A 23530-nucleotide genomic window follows, 5' to 3' on the forward strand; every position below is an offset into this window, starting at 1 on the left:
ACTCACCCCGAGGGCCCGTTCGAGGGAGGACAGCGCGTCCGTGCCTGCTTCGCCCACCCATAAGAGTGCCGCCCCGGCACCCGACCCGCGCCCGGTCATCCGCGTCCACGGCGATTTCGCCATGGTCGCTGGCGTGCGTTGCATCGCTTGCGGGCATCCCCTGATCGAGCAGGTGGACGCCTGCCCGGTGTGCCGCGCGCGGGTGAGCCGGGACAATTTCGGGCCCGGCGGCACCGTATTCGCCGCAACCGTCCTGCGCATCGCCCTGCCCGAACGCCCGCCGCCCTACGGCCTCGCCTACGTGGATCTCGACGGCGGTCCCCGCATCCTGGCCCATGGCTACGCCGACCGCGACACCTGCAGACCGTTGGCACCCGGGGACCGGGTGCGACTGACCGGGCAGACCGCCCTCGGCGATCCGCTCGTCGAGCTCGAAACTCCGCTATGAGACCGGCGATATGGGGCGTTGGCACAACGTCGTTCGGCAAGCAACCGGGCCGGTCGGCGGGCGCACTGGTCCGCGAGGCGGTGCACGAGGCCTTCGCCGATGCCGACGTCACCGAAGTGGACGCGGTTTACGCCGGCACCGTATTCGGGGCGCCCGGGTCGACACAGCGCGCGCTGCAAACCACCGGGGTGATCGACGTTCCGATCGTCACCGTCGAGAACGCCTGCGCCAGCGGCACAACGGCGTTCCACGAGGCCGCTCAGGCGGTCTCGACCGGGCGCTACGAACGGGTGCTGGCCCTCGGGTTCGAGACCATGACGACCCAGTTCGCGACCGCGATCGTTCCCGAGGAAACCGACCGCGAAGGCCGAACCGGCCTGGCGATGCCGGGGATCTACGCGATGGCCGCGAGCCGTTACGTCGCGGAGTTCGGCGTCACCCCGGCCCAACTCGCGGCCGTCGCGGTCAAGAACCGCCGCCACGGCGCCGCCAACCCCAGGGCACAACACGGCAGCGTGGTCACCGCGCAGGAGGTCCTGGCCTCGCGCATGATCGCCGACCCGCTGACCCTGCTGCAGTGCTGCTCGATCTCCGACGCCGCGGCGGCGGCGGTTATCGGACCCCCCAGGCACGATCGGGAGGTCCTGCTGCGCGGCAGTGCCTTGTGTTCCGGCGGACTCTGGGACCACCGCTGCACCCGTGTGTGGGGGTGGAACCTCATCAACCGGACCGCCGAGCTGGCCTACCAGACTGCCGGGATCGGGCCCGAGGACGCAGACCTGTTCGAAGTGCATGACGCGTTCACCATCGGGGAGATCGTCACGGTGGAAGCCCTGGGGCTAGCGAAGCTCGGTGACGGGGCCCAGCTAGCCGTCGACGGCACCAGCGCGCTCGGCGGCCGCTCCCCAGTGAACCCATCCGGCGGACTGCTGGCCAGGGGCCACCCGCTCGGCGCCACCGGGCTCGCGCAGGTTGCGGAGGCGGTCTGGCAGCTGCGCGGCCGGGCCAGGAACCGCCAGGTCGACGGGGCCCGGCTCGCTGTCGTCGAAACCATGGGCGGCGGCGCCGCCGGCGTGGACGGCAACGGATGCGTGGTTGCGGTTCTGGAAGGGGTTGGACCGACGTGATCACCAGGGTGGACGACAATCTGCTCTCACCGGCGAACGTGGCCGATCCGTATCCGGCGCTCGCACAGCTGCTGGCAGAGGGCCCAGTTCGATGGAGCAACGCGCACGAAGCCTGGATGGTGCTCGGCCACGCGAGCCTAATTCAGGCGCTGCGGGACGGCAGCCTGTCATCCGACCGGGTCATGCCCGTGTTCGAGACCCAGCTGTCACCCGAGGCCAGACAGCAGCGGGCCCCCACTTTCGAGGTTCTCCGCCATTGGATGGTGTTCAACGACCCGCCGAATCACACCCGACTGCGCGCACTGGTCAGCCGGGCCTTCACCCCACGCTCAATCGAGCGCCTTACGCCCAGAATCGAGCAGATCGTCGCCGACACCCTCGACGAGTTGCAGGACCGGGGCACTGTCGACCTGATCCGCGACTTCGCCTTTCCGATCCCGGCCATCGTCATCGCGGAGTTGCTCGGCGTCCCCGTCGCGGATCGCGACCTGTTCAAAGATTGGTCCGACTGCATCATGACGTTGGTCTTCGGCGGATCCACTACCGTCGACCGGCGTGAACGCGGCCAGGACGGGTTGCTCGAACTGGGAGCCTACCTGCGGTCGCGCGTCGCGGACGCCCGTTCCGGCCGCGCGGACAACATGCTGGGCATGCTGGCGACCGCCCAAGATGGTGACGACACCCTGACCGAGGACGAAATCGTCGCCACCTGCACACTGCTGCTGTTTGCCGGACATGAGACGACGACGAACCTGATCGGAAACGGCGCCCGCGCATTGCTGGAGCATCCCGCCGAGTTGGTCCGTTTCCGAACCGATCCGGGCGTCGCCCGCACTGCCATTGAGGAGATCCTGCGCTTCGACGGCCCCTCGAAGGTGGAAGTCCGCCGAGTCGTGCGACCCGTGAGCTTGGGCGGATGCGAGCTGCGAGAAGGCCAGCAGGTCCTGTTGCTGCAAGCCGCCGCCAACCGCGATCCCGACCAGTTCGATAACCCCACCCTGTTCGATCTCACGCGTTACCCGAACCGCCATGTCGGCTTCGGGTTCGGCCTGCACCACTGCCTGGGTGCGTCGCTTGCCCGGCTCGAGGGCGCGATCGCGCTGCGGAGGCTCTTCGAGCGCTTCCCTGCACTAGCGCCCGCAGGCCCGGACCCGACGTGGCACCCCGTGCTCATCAGCCGGGGCATGTCGTCCTACCGCGTCAATCTCGGCCACCCACGATAAGCATTGGCGATAAGCGGGCCGACGCGAACCGCCACGACCCGAAAACCCTAGCGACGATGCTTACCGCGTACCGGCCTGCTGCGGCCGCACCGCGCGGCGCCGCCGCGTCCCCTGCCGCGCACCGGAGTCACCGACCGGACCCTGAACACGATGTCCCCGAACAGGTTTGCGCCCTCGCGCCGCCGACGGCCGGCTCCTGGCCGGCTGACTGGGCGCGACTGCGGGCGGATATGCCGGCATGGCGACCTCACCGACCAGCACGTGCACCGACTCCGAATCGGCCGTAACTTGTTGCGGGCGAACGTCGATGCCGGCCTTACGCATCAGCGACTGCTGGTCGCGACGTTGTTCGGGCAGCACCACGGTGACCACGTCACCGGCATTGCCGGCCCGCGCGGTGCGACCGGAGCGGTGCAGGTAAGCCTTGTGGTCAGCCGGCGGGTCCACATGGACGACCAGTTCCACGTCGTCGACATGCACGCCGCGCGCCGCGATGTCGGTGGCGACCAGGACGCGGGCCTCGCCGCTGCTGAACGCCGCCAGGTTGCGGTCGCGAGCGGGTTGAGAAAGGTTGCCGTGCAAGTCAACTGACGGAACACCGGACTGGGTGAGCTGCTTGGCGAGCTTGCGCGCCTGATGCTTGGTGCGCATGAACAACACTCGGCGACCGGTGCCGGAGGCCAGTCGGTGCACGAGTTCCTTCTTGGCCTCGGCACCGGTGACGTGGAACACGTGGTGGGTCATCGCGGCCACCGGCGACTCGGCGGAATCGACACTGTGTGTCACCGGGGTGTTCAGGAAACGCCGCACCAGCTTGTCGACGCCGTTGTCCAGGGTCGCCGAGAACATCATGCGTTGGCCACCCGTCGGTGTCGCCGCCAGGATTCGGGTAACCGACGGCAGGAAACCCAGGTCGGCCATGTGGTCGGCTTCGTCGAGCACGGTCACCTGGATTTTGTCCAGGCTGAGCAGGCGCTGCTTCATCAGGTCTTCCAGGCGGCCCGGGCACGCGACGACGATGTCGATGCCGGCCCGCAGCGCCGCCACCTGGCGGCCCTGCGGCACGCCGCCGAAGATCGTGGTGACCTTCAGGCCGTGAACGGCCGCCAACGGCTGCAGGACAGCGGCGATCTGAGTGGCCAGTTCACGGGTGGGCGCCAGGATCAAACCGGCCGGGCCGGACGAACGACGGGCGCCGGCCAGCCGCTCGACCAGCGGGATACAAAACGCCAGCGTCTTTCCGCTGCCGGTCTTGCCGCGACCAAGCGCGTCGTGCCCGGCCAGGGTGTCTGGCAGGGTCGCGACCTGGATTGGGAACGGTGAGGAGATGCCGCGGGCCGACAGCGCACGGACGGTCGCTTCGCCGACACCGAGTTCGGCGAAAGAAGGTGTGGTCATATCAAAGTGCTTTCACGTCTGGATGCGCCGATCGTGGCGCAGCTTGGCGAGATTGCCGGTGGGCAAAATCGATCGCCGTAAGAGAGCCGATGCGGGTGCACGGACAGCTACGTTCAATGGCTTCGGGGGCCGGGGAGAGAACGGTGTACGCGGAGGCGATTGTCACGCGTAACGCTTGTTGCCCACCCTATCACGGGGTGGCCGGGCATCCCGAATCGTCGGTGCGGGCATCCAGTTCAGGCAACAGCCACCTCGGCGGCCCGGTCTTGCGGTTCCTTCCGGTATCCGCGGCTGTGCAACAGATTTGCCGCCGCCACCGCCACACACATGGCAGCCGGAACCACCAGCGCATACCCCCCGATCCGGGCACCGATCAGCAACCCCGCGATGGCACCGACCAAGAACAGCAACAGCGTCACCGAAAGGATTGCGGCCTTCCACTTCTCGATTCCGTGCTCGCGACTGCGGCCCAGCATCAGCCCGAGATCGGTGACGGTGCCGGTGAAGTGGGTGGTGCGCACGGCCATGCCGCGGAAACTCGACGTCAGCGCGTTCTGCAGGCCAAGGGCGGTGGCAGCGAAAAACGCTTGCGCCGCGGCCAGTTCCACGCCGAACGACTCGATCTGCGTCCTGACGAAGGGTTCCTCGACGCCCAGTGCAGCCAGCAGCAACAGTCCAGCCTCAAGCGTCAGCACTACCGCATGTCGGCGTCCGGTGATGCCGTCGGTGGGTGCCAGTAGCGCCCCGGCCATCGTCGCGCCGGCCAGGAATCCGATCAGGATCGCAGCCAGCATGTGGCCTTCGTACAACCACGGGTTGGCGGTGTTCATCCCGATCTGCGTGGTGACAGCGGTGAGATTGCCGACCGGGAAGGCCAGGATCAGCAGCGCGACCGCATTGACGAATCCCGCGATCAGCGCCAGGACCGCACTGTAGGCGAGCATCTGCGCACGAGGAGGATGCCCGTCCGCGCGGGCCGGATTGGGCTGCGGCATAGCTGCCCTCTACCCGCCGACCGCGTCCACACAAACCCTGCGCCGCGCCGTCGAACTCCCTCGCTGCTCCCGGAATCGTTAGGCGGCAATGGTTTACGATGAAGTTAGGAGTTTTATCTGAACACGCGATCAGGCGGCGTTGGCTTGCCGCGGCCTTGAAAAGATCGTCTCGGCCGCCTTGCGCGGGAAGTCGTTGGGCAGCGACAGCCGGAACACCTTCTTCCAGGCCGAGGCGACCTGGTGCGGCAGGCTGCCGGTGGTGTAGGTGAGTCCGTAGCGCTCGAATATCTCCTGCACTTTCGCCGCGATCTCCTGGTAGCGGTTGCTGGGCAGGTCCGGATAGAGGTGGTGCTCGATCTGGAACGACAGGTTGCCGGTCATGAAGTGCAGCACCGCGTTGCCGCTGATGTTGGCCGAACCGAGCATCTGGCGCAGGTACCACTGGCCGCGGGTCTCACCCACGATCGAGGTCTTCTCGTAGGTCTGTACGCCTTCCGGGAAATGCCCGCACATGATGACCGAGTGTGTCCATAGATTCCGGACCAGGTTGGCGGTCAGATTCGCCGTTATGGTCGTGACCGCCGAGGGTCCCGACAGCAGTGGGTGTAGTACGTAGTCGCGCATCAGGTGCTTGCGCACCTTGGCCACAACCTTGGCGCCCTGACGGCGGAATTCGTCTTTGTCGCTACGCCCCTGCAGGTACTTGCCGATCTCGAGATCGTATGCGGCGATGCCATATTGGAACAGGCAGGCATTGATCAGGTTCCACAGCGGCTGAGCCAGGTAGAACGGCTTCCAGCGCTGGTTCTCGTCGACCCGCATGATCCCGTATCCCAGGTCATGGTCTTTGCCGAGCACATTGGTGTAGGCGTGGTGCACCTCGTTGTGCGAGTGCTTCCACATCTGTGCCGGGGAGGCGTTGTCCCACTCCCAACTGGTGGAGTGGATCTTGGGATCGCGCATCCAGTCCCACTGGCCGTGCATCACGTTGTGCCCGATCTCCATGTTCTCCACGATCTTGGAGACCGACAAGCCCGCAGTCCCCACCAGCCATGCCGGCGGAAACAACGAGAACAGCAGCACCGCACGGCTGGCGAGCTCGAGCCTGCGCTGTCCGTCGATGACCCGGCGGATGTAGGCGGCGTCCCGCTCGCCGCGGCCGGCGAGCACGTTTTCCCGGATCGCGTCCAGCTCGCGACCCAAGTTTTCGATGTCTTCGTCGGACAGGTGGGCGGTTGGATCCGCTTGGGCGGCAGTCATGTTGGCTCCTTACAGGTCGATCTCGCAGGCGCCTGCGGCGGCTGACACGCAGGTTTGGACTTGCACGTTGTCCCCGGCGGTGGTGATCTCGCCGTTGCGCAGGTCACGCACCGCGCCCTGCTTCAGGGGCGCGACGCAGCCGAAGCAGATTCCCATCCGGCATCCCGACGGCATCAACACCCCGGCGGACTCGCCGGCGTCGAGCAAGGTCTGAGCTCCCTCGGCGGCTACCACGCTGCCGGTTTTCGCAAAGGTCACCGCGCCGCCTTCGCCGGTGGCGATGACGGCCGGACGGAATCGTTCGATGTGCAGCCGGTCGGCGATTGCGTCGGCGGTCCATCGTTGTTCGAGGGCATTGAGCAGTCCGGCCGGACCGCACGCCCAGGTCTGACGCTCGGCGAAGTCGGGGACGATCTCGTCCAGGCGTGCCACGTCGAGCATGCCGTCGACGTCGGTGTGCTTCTCCACCAACCGGATTCGGCCCTGACGGGCCAGCATGCGCAGGTCCCAGCCGAAGATCGCGTCGTCGGCAGTGGGTGCGGAATGCACGACGACGATGTCGGGGTCACCGACGCCGCCCAGGTTGCGCAGCATCCCCATCACCGGGGTGATGCCGCTGCCGGCGGTGAGGAACAGGATCTTGGCGGGTGGCTGGTCGCCGAGGGTGAAGTCGCCGGTCGCCTGGTCGAGTTGGACGACGGCGCCGACGGTGGCGCGTCGGACCAGGTGGTTGCTGACCACGCCGTCGGGGATCGCCTTGACGGTGATCGCGAGGCAACCGTCACGCCGGTGGGTCTTGGAGGTCAGCGAGTACGCCCGCCAGTGTCGGACGCCGTCGACGTCGACGCCGACCCGGACGTATTGGCCGGGGATGTGGGGGCGCCAGCCGCGGCCCGGCCTGATCAGCAGGGTGGCGGCGTCGCGGGTCTCCGGGTGGATCGCCACGATCCGCCCGCGCAGGCTCACTCCGGAGCGCAGCGGATCGATCACGTCGAGGTAGTCGGCGGGAACCAGCGGCGTGGCCAGTGGCATGGCTACCCGCTCGGCAAACTTCAGCACGCGCTGACGCAGTGCGCCGGCGAAGGTGGGCCCGGCTGCCGCTCGGCCTGCGGTGGTGGTCATGTCCACCATATTGGTTGTTCACGGATGTAAACTCTTGGACGTAAAACGTGAAATTCATCGGTTATTTTGTTCAGAAAGAATAGATTTGTCGGATTCGGCACCACGCCTCGCTGGCCTCCAGCTGGACGAACCCGTGGTCAGAGCGCTGGAGGCGAGCCTGCCGGCGATGGCCGAGCGCACCGTGACGGCTATCACCATCGAGGTGCCCAGTTACGCCGACGCGTTCAGCGGGCACATGGGCCAGAACATCGAGAACGCGGTACAGACGTCGCTGGGGGTGTTCCTGCGGCTGGCCACCCGCGCCGCGGATTCCGACCCCGGCCCGCCGCTGTCGCCCGCCCTCGATGGCGCCTACGAACTCGGCCGCGGCGAGGCCCGCCAGGGCCGTTCCATCGACGCGTTGCTGTCGGCGTTTCGGGTGGGCGCGCGGGTGGCTTGGCGTGAGTTGTCCACGACGGCGGTGGCAGCGGGGCTGCCGGCGGCGACCATCGCCCGCTTCGCCGAACTGGTGTTCGCCTACATCGACCAATTGTCCGCGGCCAGCGTGTCCGGCCACGCCGACGAGCTGGCCACCTCGGGACGGGTCCGGCAGCGCTACCTCGATCGGCTGGCCCAGGACCTGCTGGCCGGCGAGCCCGCGGCCACCCTGCACGCCGACGCCGACAAAGCGGGCTGGCAGCCGCCCGAAACCCTCACCGTGGTGCTGCTGCCGGTCACCCAAACGCGAAGTCTGGCAGCATATTTCGGCCAATCGACGCTGCAGCTGTCCGAAGACCTGCCCGGCGTCGACCCGGCCGCCGGACTTTCGGCATTGCTGGTGCCGGACATGGCGGGAAGCCAACGGCGTCAATTGATTTCGACGCTATCCAACCGAAATGCATTGGTGGGTCCGGCCCGCCCTTGGTTGGCGGTCAGCTCGTCCTACCGACGCGCACTGCGGGCGCGGGATCTGGTGCACACCGAAAGCACCGACGTGGTCGATACCGACGACCACCTGGTCGAACTGGTACTCGGGGCCGATCGCGAAGCCGCCGCTGACCTGCGGGCCCGCGCACTGGCACCGCTGGCCAACCTGCCGCCGAACACTGCCGAACGACTCACCGAGACGCTGCGCTCGTGGGTGCTGAACCAAGGCCGGCGCGATGCGGTGGCCGCCGACCTGTTCATCCACGCGCAGACCGTGCGCTACCGAATGACTCAACTACGCGAGCTCTACGGCGACCGGCTCAGCGATCCGCGGACAGTGCTGGAACTGACCGTCGCGCTAGGCTTGGAGGCTGAACACCCATCAGGCGTCGGCACCTAATCATGTTCTAGGAGAACATCTTTCATCGGGGGCCGGCGCAGTTGTCCAGCCGCGCACCAGGTGGCCGCTGTCCAAACAGCAGAAACTGGGCTAGGCTTCGTTACTAACAAGTTGAAGGCACAGCCTGTGGACACGCGCAGCAACACATCCAATGACGTCGCGCTCCCCTCGCGAAGTGATGGGCACAGCACTCGTCAGATCTGACTGCGGCGTATCGAATCATTTTGCAGCAACGATCGAATCGAGTTCCGAGGATGATCACTTCGCATTACCCAGACTCCGCAGCACGCGGATTCACCACCCACTCCGGCCCCTGCACCGTCTACTGCAATGGCACCCAGATGCGAGCGTACTGCCGGCACGGGGTGACTGTGGTCCAAGTCACCGGCGAGATCGACGCCACCAACATCGACCGCGTCTACCACTACGCCCATCGATTCGTCGACGTCGCCCCCGGGCTGATCCTCGACCTCAGCGAAGTCGACTTCATGTGCGCCAGAGGCATTTTCGCGTTGTACGCGCTTTCCCACGAATGCCGTATCGCCAGAACCGACTGGATCGTGCTGACCAGCCCGGCCGTGGCCCGACTGCTGGGCGTCGGGGACCCCAACCGGGTGATCCCCGCCACCGACTCGGAGCACCTGGCACTGGCTGGCGTCGCAGGTCACCAGCGGGCGGGCCGGTCGGCGTCCTGACCTCGGAGGCCGATCCGTGCGGGCGGGCGGCGCCGTTCAGGTGGTGCCGGATCTCTGCCAACATGTTTGTCATCGGCCAGAGATGGCAATGATCAAACGGAGGTGGGCGTATCGGCCGGCCTATATGCCCACCGAGGTCCCGTCGGTTCAGCCCGAGAGCCGACGGGACCGCTTTAATTTCCGGGGGGTCGCAGCAGCCGCGAGCCCGTCACCGGGATGGGCGGGGATCACCGGGGATCGCACGGATAACCATGCCGACCTCGGAGTACCGTGCCGCGTATGGACAGCGTGTGGATTCTGGGCGGGTACCAGAGCGACTTCGCCCGCAATCTGACCCGTGAGCAGCGGGACTTCGCCGCGCTGACCGCCGAGGTGGTGGACGCCACGCTGGCCGCGGCCCAGGTGGACGGCGCCGAGATCGAAGTGGTGCACGTCGGGAACGCCTTCGGCGAGATGTTCGCCGCCCAGGGGCACCTCGGTGCCATGCCCGCCACGGTGTGCGGCGACCTGTGGGACACGCCGGCGTCGCGCCACGAGGCCGCCTGCGCCTCGGGCAGCGTCGCCGCGCTTTCGGCGATGGCCGACCTACGCTCGGGATCCTACGACTGTGCGCTGGTCGTCGGCCTCGAATTGGAGAAGACCGTTCCCGGCGACACCGCGGCCCGGTATCTGGGCGCGGCAGCCTGGACGGGCCACGAAGGAGCCCAGGCGCGCTACCTGTGGCCTTCGATGTTCGCCCAGGTCGCCGACGAGTACGACCGGCGCTACGGCCTGGACGACACGCATCTGCGGGCTATCGCCGGCCTTAATTTCGCCAACGCGCGCCGTAACCCCAACGCCCAGACCCGCAGCTGGTCGGTGCCGGACCCGATCACCGACGACGACGCCGTCAACCCGGTCACCGAGGGCCGGTTGCGCCGATTCGACTGCAGCCAGATGACCGACGGCGGCGCAGCAGTGGTGTTGGTTAACGACGGTTATCTCCGCGCGCACCCGTCGGCACGACCCATCGGCCGGATCGACGGGTGGGGGCACCGCACCGTCGGGCTGGGATTACGCCAGAAGTTGGACCGTGCCAACGACGATCCGTATGTCCTGCCGCACGTGCGGGCCGCGGTCCTCGATGCGCTGCGCCGCGCGCAGGCAACCCTGGACGACGTCGACGGCTTCGAGGTGCACGACTGCTTCACCCCCAGCGAATACCTCGCCATCGACCACATCGGGCTCACCGGGCCCGGCGAATCGTGGAAGGCAATCGAGAACGGCGAAATCGAGATCGGTGGCCGGCTGCCGATCAACCCCAGCGGAGGCTTGATCGGCGGCGGGCACCCCGTCGGGGCGTCCGGGGTGCGCATGCTGCTGGACGCGGCCAAGCAGGTCAGCGGCGCGGCGGGTGACTACCAGGTCGAAGGCGCCCGGCGGTTCGGCACCCTCAACTTCGGGGGGAGTACGGCCACCACGGTCAGTTTCGTTGTCAGCAAAGGCGATTGATGATGGACGTGCAGATTGTCGGCAAATACCTGTCCACGCTGCCCGAGGACGACGACCATCCCTACCGTACCGGCCCCTGGCGGCCGCAGACCACCGAGTGGGATGCCGACGACCTGACCGTGCTGGACGGCGAAATCCCGGCCGACCTGGACGGCGTCTACCTGCGCAACACCGAGAACCCGCTGCACCCGGCGTTCAAGACGTATCACCCGTTCGACGGTGACGGCATGGTGCACGTGGTCGGATTCCGGGATGGAAAGGCGTTCTACCGCAACCGTTTTGTGCAGACTGAGGGCTTTCTGGCCGAAAACGAGGCCGGTGGCCCGTTGTGGCCCGGCCTTGCCGAGCCGGTGCAGTTTGCCAAACGCGAAAAAGGCTGGGGTGCACGCGAACTGATGAAAGACGCATCCAGCACCGACGTCGTCGTACACCGCGGCATCGCGCTGACCAGCTTCTACCAGTGCGGCGACCTGTACCGATTGGACCCGTATTCGGGCAACACGCTGGGCAAGGAGAGCTTCAACGGTGGATTCCCGGTCGACTGGGGCGTGTCCGCACATCCCAAGGTGGACAACAAGACCGGCGAGCTGCTGTTCTTCAACTACAGCAAGCAGGACCCGTACATGCATTACGGGGTGGTGGATGCGAACAACGATCTGGCCCACTACGTCGACATCCCGCTGCCCGGACCGCGTCTGCCGCACGACATGGCGTTCACCGAGAACTACGCGATTCTCAACGACTTCCCGCTGTTCTGGGATCCCGCGCTGCTCGAACACCGGGTGCACCTGCCGCGCTACCACCCGGACATGCCCTCGCGATTCGCGGTGATTCCGCGCCGCGGTAACACCGCCGAGATCCGCTGGTTCGAGGCGGATCCGACGTTCGTGCTGCACTTCACCAACGCCTTCGAGGACGGCGACGAAATCGTGCTGGACGGCTTCTTCGAAGGGTCGCCGCAGCCGCTGGAAAGCGGCGCCGGCCCAACTGGCAAATGGGAGAAGCTTTTCCGATTCCTGGCCCTGGACCGAATGCAGGCCAGGCTGCACCGCTGGCGGTTCAACCTGGTGACCGGGGCGGTGCGCGAGGAGCAACTGTCGGACTCGATCACCGAGTTCGGCATGATCAACGCCGACTACGCGACCAGCAACTACCGCTACGTGTATGCCGCGTCCGGCAAGCCGGGCTGGTTCCTGTTCGACGGGCTGGTCAAGCACGATCTGGCCACCGGCAACGAGGACCGCTTCGCATTCGGGGACGGGGTGTACGGCAGCGAGACGGCGATGGCGCCACGCCGAGGAGGCGCAGGTGAGGACGACGGCTACCTGGTCACGCTCGTCACGGACATGAACGCCGACGCCTCCTACTGCCTGGTGTTCGACGCCGCCCGAGTGGGCGACGGCCCGGTATGCAAACTCGCACTGCCCGAACGTGTTTCCAGCGGCACGCATTCAACCTGGGTAGCCGGCACAGAGCTGCGCCGGTGGGCGCACGCGGAGTCGGCGGCGGATGCGGTGGCGTTGTGACCGCCAAGCGGGAAACCCATTGGCCCGCCCGGTTGGCGTCGATCGGTGGCATCCGATTCGCCCGGCGCTCGGCGAACTACGCCGAGACGGTGCGGTTCTACCGCGAGCTGGTGGGGCTGCCGCTGCACGAGACGTTCAGCGAGAGCTACGGCAGCACCGGCGCGATCTTCGGGCTGCCGAACTGGAACCTGACGATGGAGATCGTCGAGGCAACCGAGGATGTGCCGGTGGACCCTCACGACCAGCTGTGCCTGTACTTCCCGGACCGGCCGGCCCGCGACGCCGCCGTCGCGCGCCTGCAGGCGGCGGGGCAGCGACCGGTCGAACAGCACCCGTATTGGGCGGCGACGGGCGCGCTCACCTACCGTGATCCCGACGGCCGGGAGGTCGTGTTCGCACCGTTCATCTACGGGGTCAACGAGCCGGCCGACAGCTCGGCCGCGGGCCGGCACGACTTCCAGTAGACCCCGGCGCCGTCAGCGCCGGGCGCCCCCGCCGAACAACGATTCGGCCACCGCCCACAACGCGCACAGCACCGCGCCTCCCGCGGCCACCGCACCAAGGTAGAGCCCGTACTCGGCGCTCACCTGGGCACCGACGTTGCGCTGGTAGTACAGCACCAGCATGCCCACGACAAGCAGCGAAATGATCAGTGCGGCAATCGAAGCCGCACGCTGCGAGAGTCCGCGTCCCACCATCGCGCCGGCCACCAGCATCGCCGAGGACAACAACACGATGAGCTGTCCCGCCCCGAACCCACGGGTGTGCGGCAGGCTGCCGTGGACGCCTCCAATCGCACTGGCCCAACCGCCCTTCGACGTCAGCCACGGCAGCCAGGTGCTGGCCGACAGCACCACGGCGCACAGCGCAACCAGCCAACCGGGGCGGGGACGGCGACTCATGGTTGCGAGGTTAACCCGTCGCCTCCCGCAGGCCGGCGCGGTGACACCGTCCGAGCCGACGCAGGTGGAGTTTTCCCACCAATACCAGGGAAAACCCTGGTTCGCCGACGCCCGCCGCGGACTATCGTTGCGTCAGTGAGCCCGCCGGCCGAGCCGTACTTCCTGGTCGAGTGGTATCGCCCTGACCTAGTCGAGCGGTACCGCGACGAGCCGATCGACTGGCTGGGTTTGCCGACGGCAAACGCGACCGCTGCGAGTCATCCGGTGCGGTTGCTGTTGACGGTGGCCACCCCGGCCGACGAAACGGTGTTCGGCCTGTTCAGCGCCGACTGCGCGGATGCGGTGGTTCAGAGCTGCCAACTGGCCGGCTGGCCGGTCGACCGGATCACCTCCGGCGTCGACGTGAAATTCAGACCGACGACGGCCGACCGCCGACGGTGAGGCTCAGCCGCGACTCGCGGCGTTATCGCCGCCGCTGAGCTTGGCGTGCAGCTGCGAGCGCGAGCGGACGCCGAGTTTGCGGTACACCCGGGACAGGTTCATTTCCACCGTCTTCGGCGAGACGAACAGCTCGGCGGCGATGTCGCGGTTGGACAGCCCGACGGCAGCGCGCTCGGCGATACGCAACTCCGCCGGGGTCAGCCCACCCCCGTCGGAGGCGGCGGCGTTGACCCGCGCCAAGTCGGCCCGGGCGCGGGCCGCCCACAACGGCGCGCCGACGGCGTCGAACCCGTCGAGCGCCTCGGTGAGCGTTTCGACCGCCGCCTGCCGCCGCCGGCGACGGCGCTGCAGCTGGCCCAACAGCAACTGGGTGCGTGCCCGCTCGAAGGGCATCGGCAGCCGCGCATGGTGTGCCAGCGCCTGCTCGGCGAGCTCCGCGGCGGCGCCCAGGTCCCCCTGCGCGGAAAGTAGCATCGCCCGGCCCCGCGCCGCCGTCGTCAACATCCAGGGCCGGTCCAGCCGTGCGCCGTTGGTTTCCAGCGCGGCCACCAGGGGTTCGGCGTCATCGAGGTGACCCAGGGCCACCAGGGTCTCGATCGCGTCGGGCAGGAATCCACCCACCACGATCTCGGTGCCGTGGATCGGGTCGAATACATCCAGCATCGGCTTGAGCAACATATGGGCGGCTTCGTAATTGCGCAGCGACACCTCCAGGAAGACCAGGGGCGCGGTGGCCGCCGCGATCTTGAAACCGAAGCCGTTCCCGGCGGCGGCGTCGATCGCCGCGTTGGCCGCGAGCCGAGCTTCGTCCTCGCTGCCGCGGTGAGCGGCGACGGCGGCCTGGCACGTCAGCGCGTCGATGAGCGACAGCGCGCCGCCGATCTGCTTGGCATGCTGCACCATCTCGTCGGCGGCTTGCGCCGCATCGTCGAAATTGCCCAGCCAGAGTTCGACCGTCGTGCTGAATTGGGCGGCCCAGACGACGTCGACCTCGTTGCCGCGATCTATGCAGCGTTGCGTTATCGCGGCCATCTTGGCGCGCGCGTCGTGCAGGTTGCCGGTCCAGGTCTGATTGACCGCGGCCACTGCGCTGGGTTGCAGGGTGATCGGAGCGGGGACATCATGGTTCTCCAGTTCGAGCGCGGTACGCAGCGCGTCCTCGTCGGTGCCCAGTCCGTACATGAAACTCACGTGCGCCCACAGCGCGAGTGCGTGACTGCGTGCCGTCGCGTCGCCTGCCTTTTCGGCGTCGGCGACCGCGCGCCGGGCGTAGTCGACCGACGAGCTCATGTCGCCGGTGAGGCCGACCGCGAGCGCCAGCAGCAACAGACCCTGCACACGCAGGCCCGGGCTGTCGTCCCCCACCTCGGCGAGGCCCTGCTCGAGCATCGGTACGGCCAGCGTGAAACGGTCACCATATCCATACACGGCGCCACGCAGCATCAGCGCCAGCGCTCGCAGCGTGCCCGGCGGTGTCGTGTCGATGACCTGTTGCAGGTGCTGGTCAGCGCGATCGAAAGCGCCTGCGCGGAAATGCTGTTCGGCGACACCGAGACGCCGTAACGGGTTGTCGCCGCCGAGTCCGATGGCCAGTTCGATCAGTTCGGCGGCAGCGCTGGGCGCGCCGCGCGCGGCTGCTGCGGCGGCAGCTGAGTCCAGCGCCTGCAAGGTCGCCTCGTCGGCACTGACCGCCGCCAGAGCCAGATGTCGGGCACGCAGCTCCGGAATGCCGGTCAGCGACGCCAGGGTGCGGTGCATGGCGCGACGTTGCGAAGCACCGGAATGGACGTACACGCCGTAGGACAACAACGGGTGAGTGAACTGCACCCGGTTTCCATCCAGGACGATAATGCCCTGCTGTTCAACGCTTTCCAGCAGTGCAACCACTTGTTCGACCGAAGTGGAGGTGGCTTGAGCCAGTTCCTCGACGGTGGGATCCGCCGCGCACGCGGTCGCCAGGAGCAACCGGATCGCCTCGGAACCCACAGTCTTCAGATGCTGTTCCACCAGTTCCCGCAATGACGGCGGGAATCCGAGGTGGCCGTCCGCGCGATCCGCGTCGACGGTGCGGGCCAATTCCAGCGCGTAGAACGGGTTGCCGCCCGAGATCTGGTGGATCCGGGTGATCACCGGTCGCGACAAGGTCCGACCCAGCCGGGTAGCGAGCACGGCGTGCAGAGCACCGAGACTCAGTGGACCGAGCTTCAGTCGGTCCACTGCGTCGGGATGGGCGAGTTGCAGCCATGAAACGTCCGGGACTTCAGCAACATTGGTGGGTGCGGTGACCAGCACCCCGACCGGGCCGTTGAACCGGCGCGCGGCATAGCCCACGACGGCCTGACTGGCCGCATCCAGGAACGGCAGGCCGTCGATGGCCACCAGCACCGGCGACTGCCGAGCCATCGACTCCACCACCGACCGAAAAGCCGCAGCAGCCACCCGCTCGTCGGTGGCCGGCCCTTCGGCGCCGCGCAGCAGCACTCGATCCAGCGCCAGATGCTGCACACTCGGCAACCGTTCCAGGACGGCGGGTTCGACGTCGTCGAGCAAGTCTGCCAGCACGGAGAATGTCAGGCGTGTCTCCGACGGGCTGGCCCGCGCGGTGAGTACCCGAAACCCGGCCTGCGCCCCCCGCTGTAGGACTTCGGCCCACAACGTGGTCTTGCCGATACCGGCCTCGCCCTCGATCAGCAACCCTGCCGGGCCCGCGGCGGCGCGCGCTAGAAACGCGCTGACCGCGCGCGTCGCCGCCCCAGCCTCCCTGGCCCGGTGATGCCCCATCGCGCCATGATTTCAGTTATTAGACAGTCATCTCACAGGAATCGCCAAACTTTTTGCTATTGATCTCACGTAGTTGATCAGCTAGCTTGCTTCGCTCGGCAACGACTGCCGATGATCACCGTCCCGCCGTTGTCGACCAACACGTCAGCGGTGCAGAACGCTGTCGCCGTTCGTACCGGGATCGGGACGGGCGAACACCCTGACGAAGTTCTGCAGCGACTCGCTGATGTCGCTGCGCAACGCGGCGGCCACCACCATTCCGATCGGCCCGAACAGCGCCGGCCCGCCGAGGTGGACGTCGAAGCCAACCACCGAGCCGTCGTCCTTCGGCGACACCTTGGCAATCAGCTTCACCTTCACCCCGCCGACACCGTCGCCGTTGAGGGTCATGCCCTCGGGCGGCTTGTACCGCACGATCGTCCACTTGATCCGGTTGGTCATACCTTTGACCTCCACATAGGACTCCAGCACGGTGCCCTTCTCGATGACCTCGGGCAAGGTGCTGCGCCAGACCTTGTGGATGGTCAGCCACTCCTTGTACCGGGACAGATCCGAGGCGTGTTGCCACGCCCGTTCGGGCGGCAACGGGACGTCGATGGCTCCCGACAGTTTCGCCATGCCCGGTTACCCCTGCTGCTCGCCCGGTGCGGCGACCTTCTTGGCTTCCTCCTGCACCTTGTGGATGGTGTCGGAGTATTTGTGCTGCGTCTTCTCGTCGACGAATTCGCCGGCCTTGTTGATTGCCGTCTCGACCTTGTCGGCGTTCTGCGACAGCAGGTCCTTCGCTTTATCCATGAAACCCATGGCAGTGTTCCTTTCCCCGGTCCTGTCCCAGCGCTGCTCCCCCGGGAGCCCTGACTCGCTCGGCAAAACCCTACTTGGCACGCCACACTCGCGGTTTGACGCCCAGTATCCGCGCCCGAATCCACCACATGGCCTCGATAGCCCCCGCTCCCAGCGCGCCGATCCCCAGGGCCGTCGCGGTTGCCGTCAGGTTCGACGGGTCGAGGAAGAACTTCTGTTGCGTCCAGGGCAGGCTGAAGATCACCAGGTATGCCACGGCCGAGACGACGACCAGTGCCAAGCGCCACCACTGGTAGGGCCGGGCGGCCACCGCCAGCACCCACACCGCGCACACCAGCAGCGTGATGAGGGCGGTCGTGGACGCCTGGTCGTGCTGCACGCCCGTCGCATTCCGGCCGTGATAGGCGGTGAGATACGACGCGAAGGTCGCGATTCCGACGATCAGTCCCGACGGCAGCGCGGAAGTCAGCACCCGCCGCACGAAGCCCGGGTAGGCGCGTTCGTTGTTGGGGGCCAGCGACAGGATGAACGACGGGATGCCGATCGTGAACCACGCTGCGATGGTGACGTGAATCGGCTGGAAGGGAAAGAGCAGCGGGTCGACCCCGAACGGCTTGGCGAGCAGGCACTCCAGGCCCACCAGCAGCGCCAACAACGCCGAGTACACGGTCTTGGTCAAAAACAGGCTGGCGACGCGTTCGATGTTGCCGATCACCCGCCGGCCCTCGCCAACCACGTAAGGCAGCGTCGCAAACTTGTTGTCCAGCAACACAAGTTGCGCCACGGCGCGGGCTGCCGGGCTGCCGGCCCCCATCGCGACGCCGATGTCGGCGTCTTTGAGGGCGAGTACGTCGTTGACGCCGTCACCGGTCATCGCCACGGTGTGCCCGCGGGCTTGCAGCGCGTGCACCATGGCACGTTTCTGGTCGGGGCGGACCCGGCCGAAGGTGGTGTGGGTGTCCAGCGCTTCGGCCAGTTCATCCGCGTTGTGCGGCAGTCGGCGCGCATCCATCGTCTGACCGCGCAATCCGAGTTCGCCGGCCACCGCGCCGACCGACACCGCGTTGTCCCCGGAGATCACCTTCACCGTGACATCCTGCGCGGCAAAGTAATCCAGCGTCTGGCGCGCGTCGGGGCGCACCTTCTGTTCGAGCACCACCAACGCGACCGGGGTGACCGTGCCCGGGGCGTCGGGCTGATCCACCCCGGCCGTGGCCGAACCCAGCAGCAGTACCCGCAGTCCCTGCGCGCCGATCTCCTCGGCCCGCGCGGCCGCCGCCGAATCCGGTTCCAGCAGCACGTCGGGAGCGCCGATCACCCAGTTGCCGTGCTCGCCGAATGACACCCCGCTCCACTTTGTTGCGGACTTGAAAGGCGCTGTGGCGGTGGCGGTCCAACCCGGATCCGTGTCGTAGGCCTCGGCGATAGCCTGCATGCTGGCGTTCGGTCGGGGGTCGGCGGCGGCCAGGGCGGCCAGTACGTCGGCGACTTTCTCGGTGGCCGAGTCGAGGTCTTCGACGGCGGATATCCGCATGCCGTTCTCGGTGAGGGTGCCGGTCTTATCCGCGCAGACCACGTCGACCCGGGCCAGTCCCTCAATCGCGGGCAGTTCCTGCACCAGGCACTGCCGCCGGCCGAGTCGTACCACGCCGACAGCGAACGCGATCGACGTCATCAGCACCAGGCCTTCGGGCACCATCGGCACCAGCGCACCCACCGTCGCCAGCACCGACTCGCGCCACCCCACGTTGGTGGTGAACAGTTGGGTGTAGATGGTCAGCAGGCCCACCGGAATCAACAGGTAGGTGATGAACTGCAGGATCCTGTTGATGCCGTTGCGCAGTTCGGATTTCACCAAGGTGAACTTGCTCGCTTCGGCGGCGAGCTTGGCCGCGTACGCCTCATGGCCCACCTTGGTGGCCCGATAGGCGCCCGATCCGGAGACGACGAAGCTGCCCGACATCACTTGTTCGCCAATGTCTTTGGCGATCGGGTCGGCCTCACCGGTGAGCAACGATTCGTCGATCTCGAGGTTGTTGGCTTCCAGGATTTCTCCGTCGACGACGATCTGGTCGCCCGGGCCGATCTCGATGATGTCGTCGATCACAACTTGGTAGGGTGGCACGGTGCGGGTGCCGGACTGCCTGCGGACCAATGGTTTTGCTTGCCCGACGATGGCGAGCTTGTCCAGCGTCTGCTTGGCGCGGATCTCCTGGACCATGCCGATCACGCTGTTGGCGATGATGAGTATGCCGAACAAGCCGTTGATCACCGAGCCTGTTACCAGCACGATGGCGAACAGCACGCCCAGGATGGCGTTGATGCGGGTGAAGACGTTGGCCCGCGCGATGTGGGCGATGCTGCGGGTGTTGCGTTGCGGAATGTCGTTGGCATGGCCTTCGGCAATCCGTTGCGCCACTTGCGCATCGGACAGCCCGGTGACCGTCATCGGTTGAACGTCCCCAGCTTGGCGGAGTCGAAGTACTCGAGGTTGAGTGACGCGCCCGTGAAGGTGGCTTTCGAAATCGATCCGGGCAAAGCGTTTTCGGTTGCCAGCGGGAAGGTGAAAGTGTCGCCGTCCCAGTGTGTCAGCTCGAAGGTCTGGTTCTTCGGCCCGAGCGCCAACTGGAGTCGGCCGTAGTGGTCGGTGACGGTGGCCGGCCCCCAGAAGTCGTTGTGGTAGACACCGACGTAGTCGCTCAGCGGCCTGGGTGGCGCGGGGTTGGCCGGGGGCGGCTTGCCGACCAGCGAACCGTCCGGGTTGTTCATCGGCGTGAGTATCTGGCGGTACAGGTTCGCCCAGTCCTCGCGCAGCTGGCCGTATTGCACCAGGTCCATGAATTCGGCGGTCAACGCCTCCGGCACACCGTGGGGTGCGGCGTTGGTCAAGGCGATGATGCCGACGTCCTCGGAGGGCAATACCACGAAATTGGTTGCGGCGCCCAGACCGAACGCGCCGGAGTGGCTGTACTGGGTGCGTCCGGAGGAGGTCACCGATACGTTGAAGCCGTGGCCGTAGGTGCCGGCGCGGGCCTTCGGGTTGCTCGCTGCGACCGAGATGACCTGCGGCGTGATAGCGGGGAGTAGGGCTTCCGGCGAAGTGATCCGCTGACCGTTGTAGGTGCCGTTGGCCATCACCATGGCCAGCCAGCGTGCCATGTCGTTGACCGATGAGCTCACCCCGCCGGCCGGCGTCTGGTCGTCGGGGTCGCGTTGGTAACGGGCTTCCCATTTGTCGCCGACCTTGATGTGGTTGACGGCGTGGTTGGGGCGGGCCAGGAAGTCGGCGAATTTCGAGCTGGTGGACGACATGCCCAGTGGGCGGTAGAGCACCTCGTCGGACAGCTCCTCCCAGGGCTTGCCGGCTGCGGCGGCGACCGCCTCGGCCGCGGCGGTTACGCCGAAGTTGGTGTAGGCGTAGCTGATTCGAAACGGCGCCAGAGAGAGGTACTTCAGCCTTTCCAGCACCTGTCGACGGTCGTAGCCCAAGTCTTCGAGGGCGTCGCCGGCGTGGTCGGGCAGCCCGGAGCGATGCGAGTAGAGGTCGGCGACGCTGACGTGCTGGGTGACGTAGGGATCGCTGAGGGTGAACCACGGCAGCTTCGTCACCACCGGGGTGTCCCAGGTGATAGCGCCTTCGGTTACCTGATGGGCCACCACCGTGGCACCGACCGACTTGGAGATCGAGGCCAGCTGAAAGACGGTGTCGGGGTTCACCTTATTGTCCGGATTATCCGGCTTGCTGGCGTCTCTGATGCCGAAACCCTTGGCGTATAACGTTTTACCGCGGTATACGACGGCAACGGCCATGCCGGGGATGCCGCTGTCCTTCATCAGCTCCGCCACCAGGCCGTCGACCTTGGCGACGGCTTCGTCGATGCGCCCGGCGGGGATCTGCAGACCTGACATTTCGTTAGGGGGCACGTTCGCGGATGTGGTTGCGGGGGTGGAGGTTGGTTGGGTCGGGCTGCAGCCCACCAGCGCCAGCAGCGTCAGGAGTGTGGCCGTTGCCCGACGTGTCCTCATTGCCGAACTTTAGCCCGGGCCTCAGCCCGGCGACGATGCGCGCCGCGAGCGGCGTGAGGAGGAGCCGGGCAATCGGGCTTCAGCCCGGCGACGATGCGCGCCGCGAGCGGCGTGAGGAGGCCGGCGAATCTACAACCGCCACCACGGGTTGAACCGCAGCGTCTCCCCCGAATCAATCCGCTGCCCCGGCGTCGGCACCGCCACCTGGACCTGATGAGGCTCAGCGGCCTTCAACACCCGCTCGACCGGCTCCGACCACGGGTGCGGCGCCAGCCGGAACGTTCCCCAATGGATCGGCACCAGCAGCCCCGAACCGGAGTCGGTGACGTCCAGGTGGCCGCGCACCGCCTCCTCGGGGTTCATGTGGATGTCGGGCCACGCGCTGTTGTAGGCCCCGATCGGCATCAACGTCAGATCGAACGGCCCGTGATCGGCGCCGATCTGCGCAAAGCTCTTGGTGTAGCCGGTGTCGCCGCCGAAATAGGTGCGGTGCGACGGCCCGATGAACGCCCAGGACGCCCACAGCGTGTTGTTGCGGCTGAAGAACCGGCCCGAAAAGTGCCGCGCCGGCAGGCAAATCACCGTCAGCTCGTCCACCGAAGCGCTCTGATTCCAGTCCAGCTCGATAATGCGCTCGTCAGGAACCCCCCACGCCCGCAGGTGCGCACCCACCCCGAGCGGGACGAAGAACGGTGCCCGCTGCATCCGGGCCAGCGCCAGCACGGTGTCGATGTCGAGGTGGTCGTAGTGGTCGTGGCTGATCACCACCGCGTCGACGGCGGGCAAGCCTTCCAGCAGCACCGGCGGCGGGTGCAGCCGCTGCGGGCCCACCAGGTCCGACGGCGAGCAGCGGTCACTCCACACCGGGTCGGTCAGCACCCGATAGCCGTCGATCTCGACCAGGGCCGTCGAATGCCCGAACCAGCTGACCGCCAGCGGCGCCGGCTCGCCCTGATAGATCGACGGTGCGGCCAGCGGGATCGGCTTGGCGGGCAGGCTGCCGCCTCGTCCGCCGACCAGCTCCCAGGCGATCTGCCGCATCTCTTCGCGGTTCATCACATACAGCGATGCCGGGTCGATATTGACGAACACCCCGTCGCGGTAGTTCGGCGAACCTTCCGACACCGCCGCGATCGCCGAGGGATCAGCGCCGAGCGCGGCGGGTGCGCCGTGCAGCGCCCGCAACAGCCAGCCGCCCGCCGCCAAGGAGGCGGTTCCGGCCGCCAGTCGCAGCGCCTGGCGCATCATGATCAAGCTCCCTGGAACCTCGGTGGCCGCTTCTCCACGCGCGCGACCTGCGCTTCGATCACATCCTGGCTGGCCCACGCCTTGTCGAACAGCTCCTTGTGCTCGGGCCGCTGCTCTTCGATGGAGCCGTCGTCGTTGAGCACCCGCTTGGCGTGCTGGATGGCCAGCGGCGCCAGCCCGGCGATCTCGGCCGCCCACTCCTGCGCGTCGGCCAGCGTCCCGATCCGGTTGGCCATCCCGGTGTGCAGCGCCGCATCGGCGGTCAGCTTCTCGGCGGCCAGCAGCATCGCCCGCGCCCGTCCGTGCCCGACCAGCGACGCCAGCCGGCGAATGCTCCAATTGTCCAAGGCCAGACCGTATTTCGACGTCGGGAATTGAAAGAACGCCTCCGGGGAGACCACCCGCAAGTCGCACTGCATGGCCAGCTGCAGACCGGCGCCGATAGCCGGTCCGTTGATGGCGCCGATGATCGGGATCAACGTGGCGTCCATGACCCGGTGCAGTTCGATGAGCCGGTCGGGGTAGTCGGCGGCGAAGGCATCCCCGGACAGGTCCGCGCCGGCGCAGAAGGCGGTGCCCTGCCCGGTCAGCACGATGGCGCGCGTGGCTCCGTCGCCTGCCTTCACCAACGCCTCCCGCAACTCCTCGACAAGCTGGGAGTTCAGGGCGTTGCGCCGGTCTGGCCGCTGCAGCTCAATGGTCATCACGGCTTCGTCGTGGGTGATACCGATCATGGG

Annotated in this window: 21 protein-coding genes; 9 read left to right on the forward strand and 12 right to left on the reverse strand. The window is 67.2% G+C overall.

Translation table 11 applies throughout. The features are described 5' to 3' along the window. Positions 1-40: 40 nt before the first annotated feature. Genes MKCMC460_RS25860 through MKCMC460_RS25870 form a run of 3 tightly spaced genes read left to right on the forward strand, consistent with a single transcriptional unit; the run spans position 41 to position 2798 of the window. Positions 41-448 carry a Zn-ribbon domain-containing OB-fold protein gene (locus MKCMC460_RS25860; protein ID WP_236977904.1) on the forward strand — a complete coding sequence of 136 codons (408 nt, stop codon included), beginning with the start codon at positions 41-43 and terminating at the stop codon, positions 446-448. After that, positions 445-1575: a thiolase family protein gene (locus MKCMC460_RS25865; protein ID WP_236977905.1), complete on the forward strand. Its 1131-nt coding sequence runs from the start codon at positions 445-447 to the stop codon at positions 1573-1575. Before MKCMC460_RS25860 ends, MKCMC460_RS25865 begins: the two co-directional genes overlap by 4 nt. Positions 1576-1583: 8 nt before the next feature. Then, positions 1584-2798, forward strand: a complete 1215-nt coding sequence (locus MKCMC460_RS25870; protein ID WP_236977907.1) for a cytochrome P450 — start codon at positions 1584-1586, stop codon at positions 2796-2798. A gap of 60 nt (positions 2799-2858) precedes the next feature. On the opposite strand, the gene MKCMC460_RS25875 is transcribed toward MKCMC460_RS25870, so the two are convergent. The 4 genes from MKCMC460_RS25875 to MKCMC460_RS25890 all read right to left on the reverse strand — a co-directional run bounded on the left by MKCMC460_RS25875 (position 2859) and on the right by MKCMC460_RS25890 (position 7573). Then, positions 2859-4196, reverse strand: a complete 1338-nt coding sequence (locus MKCMC460_RS25875; protein WP_236977909.1) for a DEAD/DEAH box helicase — start codon at positions 4194-4196, stop codon at positions 2859-2861. A gap of 236 nt (positions 4197-4432) precedes the next feature. Further along, positions 4433-5191, reverse strand: a complete 759-nt coding sequence (locus MKCMC460_RS25880) for a YoaK family protein (protein ID WP_236977911.1) — start codon at positions 5189-5191, stop codon at positions 4433-4435. A gap of 129 nt (positions 5192-5320) precedes the next feature. Further along, positions 5321-6451 carry an acyl-CoA desaturase gene (locus MKCMC460_RS25885; RefSeq protein WP_236977913.1) on the reverse strand — a complete coding sequence of 377 codons (1131 nt, stop codon included), beginning with the start codon at positions 6449-6451 and terminating at the stop codon, positions 5321-5323. Between the two features lie 9 nt (positions 6452-6460). After that, entirely contained in the window at positions 6461-7573 is a 1113-nt protein-coding gene (locus tag MKCMC460_RS25890; RefSeq protein WP_236977915.1) for a ferredoxin reductase, read from the reverse strand. A 166-nt stretch (positions 7574-7739) separates the two neighbouring features. On the opposite strand from MKCMC460_RS25890, the gene MKCMC460_RS25895 reads away from it, so the two are divergent. The 5 genes from MKCMC460_RS25895 to MKCMC460_RS25915 all read left to right on the forward strand — a co-directional run bounded on the left by MKCMC460_RS25895 (position 7740) and on the right by MKCMC460_RS25915 (position 13055). Then, positions 7740-8879 (forward strand): CdaR family transcriptional regulator, encoded by a 1140-nt coding sequence (locus tag MKCMC460_RS25895; RefSeq protein ID WP_238305032.1) that lies wholly within the window; start codon positions 7740-7742, stop codon positions 8877-8879. Between the two features lie 254 nt (positions 8880-9133). Further along, positions 9134-9574: an STAS domain-containing protein gene (locus MKCMC460_RS25900; RefSeq protein WP_236977919.1), complete on the forward strand. Its 441-nt coding sequence runs from the start codon at positions 9134-9136 to the stop codon at positions 9572-9574. Between the two features lie 279 nt (positions 9575-9853). After that, positions 9854-11065 carry an acetyl-CoA acetyltransferase gene (locus MKCMC460_RS25905; protein WP_238305033.1) on the forward strand — a complete coding sequence of 404 codons (1212 nt, stop codon included), beginning with the start codon at positions 9854-9856 and terminating at the stop codon, positions 11063-11065. A 2-nt stretch (positions 11066-11067) separates the two neighbouring features. Continuing rightward, positions 11068-12591, forward strand: a complete 1524-nt coding sequence (locus MKCMC460_RS25910; protein ID WP_236977921.1) for a carotenoid oxygenase family protein — start codon at positions 11068-11070, stop codon at positions 12589-12591. Further along, positions 12588-13055, forward strand: coding sequence for a VOC family protein (locus MKCMC460_RS25915; RefSeq protein WP_236977923.1), 468 nt, complete (start codon positions 12588-12590; stop codon positions 13053-13055). Before MKCMC460_RS25910 ends, MKCMC460_RS25915 begins: the two co-directional genes overlap by 4 nt. A gap of 12 nt (positions 13056-13067) precedes the next feature. Here MKCMC460_RS25915 and MKCMC460_RS25920 read toward each other — a convergent pair whose 3' ends face one another. Then, entirely contained in the window at positions 13068-13493 is a 426-nt protein-coding gene (locus tag MKCMC460_RS25920) for a hypothetical protein (protein WP_236977925.1), read from the reverse strand. 135 nt (positions 13494-13628) lie between these two features. Between MKCMC460_RS25920 and MKCMC460_RS25925 the strand changes: the two genes are divergently transcribed. Further along, positions 13629-13934, forward strand: a complete 306-nt coding sequence (locus MKCMC460_RS25925) for a hypothetical protein (RefSeq protein ID WP_236977927.1) — start codon at positions 13629-13631, stop codon at positions 13932-13934. Between the two features lie 3 nt (positions 13935-13937). On the opposite strand, the gene MKCMC460_RS25930 is transcribed toward MKCMC460_RS25925, so the two are convergent. The 7 genes from MKCMC460_RS25930 to MKCMC460_RS25960 form a co-directional block, all read right to left on the reverse strand. Next, positions 13938-16715 carry a LuxR family transcriptional regulator gene (locus tag MKCMC460_RS25930; RefSeq protein ID WP_236977929.1) on the reverse strand — a complete coding sequence of 926 codons (2778 nt, stop codon included), beginning with the start codon at positions 16713-16715 and terminating at the stop codon, positions 13938-13940. A gap of 144 nt (positions 16716-16859) precedes the next feature. Beyond that, entirely contained in the window at positions 16860-17333 is a 474-nt protein-coding gene (locus MKCMC460_RS25935; RefSeq protein WP_236977931.1) for an SRPBCC family protein, read from the reverse strand. A gap of 6 nt (positions 17334-17339) precedes the next feature. After that, positions 17340-17519, reverse strand: coding sequence for an antitoxin (locus MKCMC460_RS25940; protein ID WP_236977932.1), 180 nt, complete (start codon positions 17517-17519; stop codon positions 17340-17342). 70 nt (positions 17520-17589) lie between these two features. Further along, positions 17590-19968, reverse strand: coding sequence for a cation-translocating P-type ATPase (locus MKCMC460_RS25945; protein ID WP_236977933.1), 2379 nt, complete (start codon positions 19966-19968; stop codon positions 17590-17592). After that, positions 19965-21545 (reverse strand): serine hydrolase, encoded by a 1581-nt coding sequence (locus MKCMC460_RS25950; RefSeq protein ID WP_238305034.1) that lies wholly within the window; start codon positions 21543-21545, stop codon positions 19965-19967. Before MKCMC460_RS25950 ends, MKCMC460_RS25945 begins: the two co-directional genes overlap by 4 nt. A gap of 129 nt (positions 21546-21674) precedes the next feature. Continuing rightward, positions 21675-22793 (reverse strand): MBL fold metallo-hydrolase, encoded by a 1119-nt coding sequence (locus tag MKCMC460_RS25955; protein WP_236977934.1) that lies wholly within the window; start codon positions 22791-22793, stop codon positions 21675-21677. A 2-nt stretch (positions 22794-22795) separates the two neighbouring features. Continuing rightward, on the reverse strand, positions 22796-23527 hold the full coding sequence (locus tag MKCMC460_RS25960) for an enoyl-CoA hydratase (RefSeq protein ID WP_236977935.1): 732 nt from the start codon (positions 23525-23527) through the stop codon (positions 22796-22798). Positions 23528-23530: the final 3 nt, after the last annotated feature.

It is taken from the genome of Mycobacterium sp. 20KCMC460, from assembly GCF_022179425.1.
GTDB classification, from domain to species: domain Bacteria; phylum Actinomycetota; class Actinomycetes; order Mycobacteriales; family Mycobacteriaceae; genus Mycobacterium; species Mycobacterium kiyosense.

Excerpts from the sequence above, each read along its gene's own strand:
- MKCMC460_RS25945 (WP_236977933.1), bottom strand. The coding sequence starts at position 19,968 with ATGACGGTCACCGGGCTGTCCGATGCGCAAGTGGCGCAACGGATTGCC.
- MKCMC460_RS25890 (WP_236977915.1), bottom strand. The coding sequence starts at position 7,573 with ATGACCACCACCGCAGGCCGAGCGGCAGCCGGGCCCACCTTCGCCGGC.
- MKCMC460_RS25900 (WP_236977919.1), top strand. The coding sequence starts at position 9,134 with ATGATCACTTCGCATTACCCAGACTCCGCAGCACGCGGATTCACCACC.
- MKCMC460_RS25875 (WP_236977909.1), bottom strand. The coding sequence starts at position 4,196 with ATGACCACACCTTCTTTCGCCGAACTCGGTGTCGGCGAAGCGACCGTC.
- MKCMC460_RS25955 (WP_236977934.1), bottom strand. The coding sequence starts at position 22,793 with ATGATGCGCCAGGCGCTGCGACTGGCGGCCGGAACCGCCTCCTTGGCG.
- MKCMC460_RS25885 (WP_236977913.1), bottom strand. The coding sequence starts at position 6,451 with ATGACTGCCGCCCAAGCGGATCCAACCGCCCACCTGTCCGACGAAGAC.
- MKCMC460_RS25935 (WP_236977931.1), bottom strand. The coding sequence starts at position 17,333 with ATGGCGAAACTGTCGGGAGCCATCGACGTCCCGTTGCCGCCCGAACGG.
- MKCMC460_RS25930 (WP_236977929.1), bottom strand. The coding sequence starts at position 16,715 with ATGGGGCATCACCGGGCCAGGGAGGCTGGGGCGGCGACGCGCGCGGTC.
- MKCMC460_RS25960 (WP_236977935.1), bottom strand. The coding sequence starts at position 23,527 with ATGATCGGTATCACCCACGACGAAGCCGTGATGACCATTGAGCTGCAG.
- MKCMC460_RS25950 (WP_238305034.1), bottom strand. The coding sequence starts at position 21,545 with ATGAGGACACGTCGGGCAACGGCCACACTCCTGACGCTGCTGGCGCTG.
- MKCMC460_RS25865 (WP_236977905.1), top strand. The coding sequence starts at position 445 with ATGAGACCGGCGATATGGGGCGTTGGCACAACGTCGTTCGGCAAGCAA.
- MKCMC460_RS25895 (WP_238305032.1), top strand. The coding sequence starts at position 7,740 with ATGGCCGAGCGCACCGTGACGGCTATCACCATCGAGGTGCCCAGTTAC.
- MKCMC460_RS25910 (WP_236977921.1), top strand. The coding sequence starts at position 11,068 with ATGGACGTGCAGATTGTCGGCAAATACCTGTCCACGCTGCCCGAGGAC.
- MKCMC460_RS25905 (WP_238305033.1), top strand. The coding sequence starts at position 9,854 with ATGGACAGCGTGTGGATTCTGGGCGGGTACCAGAGCGACTTCGCCCGC.
- MKCMC460_RS25880 (WP_236977911.1), bottom strand. The coding sequence starts at position 5,191 with ATGCCGCAGCCCAATCCGGCCCGCGCGGACGGGCATCCTCCTCGTGCG.
- MKCMC460_RS25940 (WP_236977932.1), bottom strand. The coding sequence starts at position 17,519 with ATGGGTTTCATGGATAAAGCGAAGGACCTGCTGTCGCAGAACGCCGAC.
- MKCMC460_RS25920 (WP_236977925.1), bottom strand. The coding sequence starts at position 13,493 with ATGAGTCGCCGTCCCCGCCCCGGTTGGCTGGTTGCGCTGTGCGCCGTG.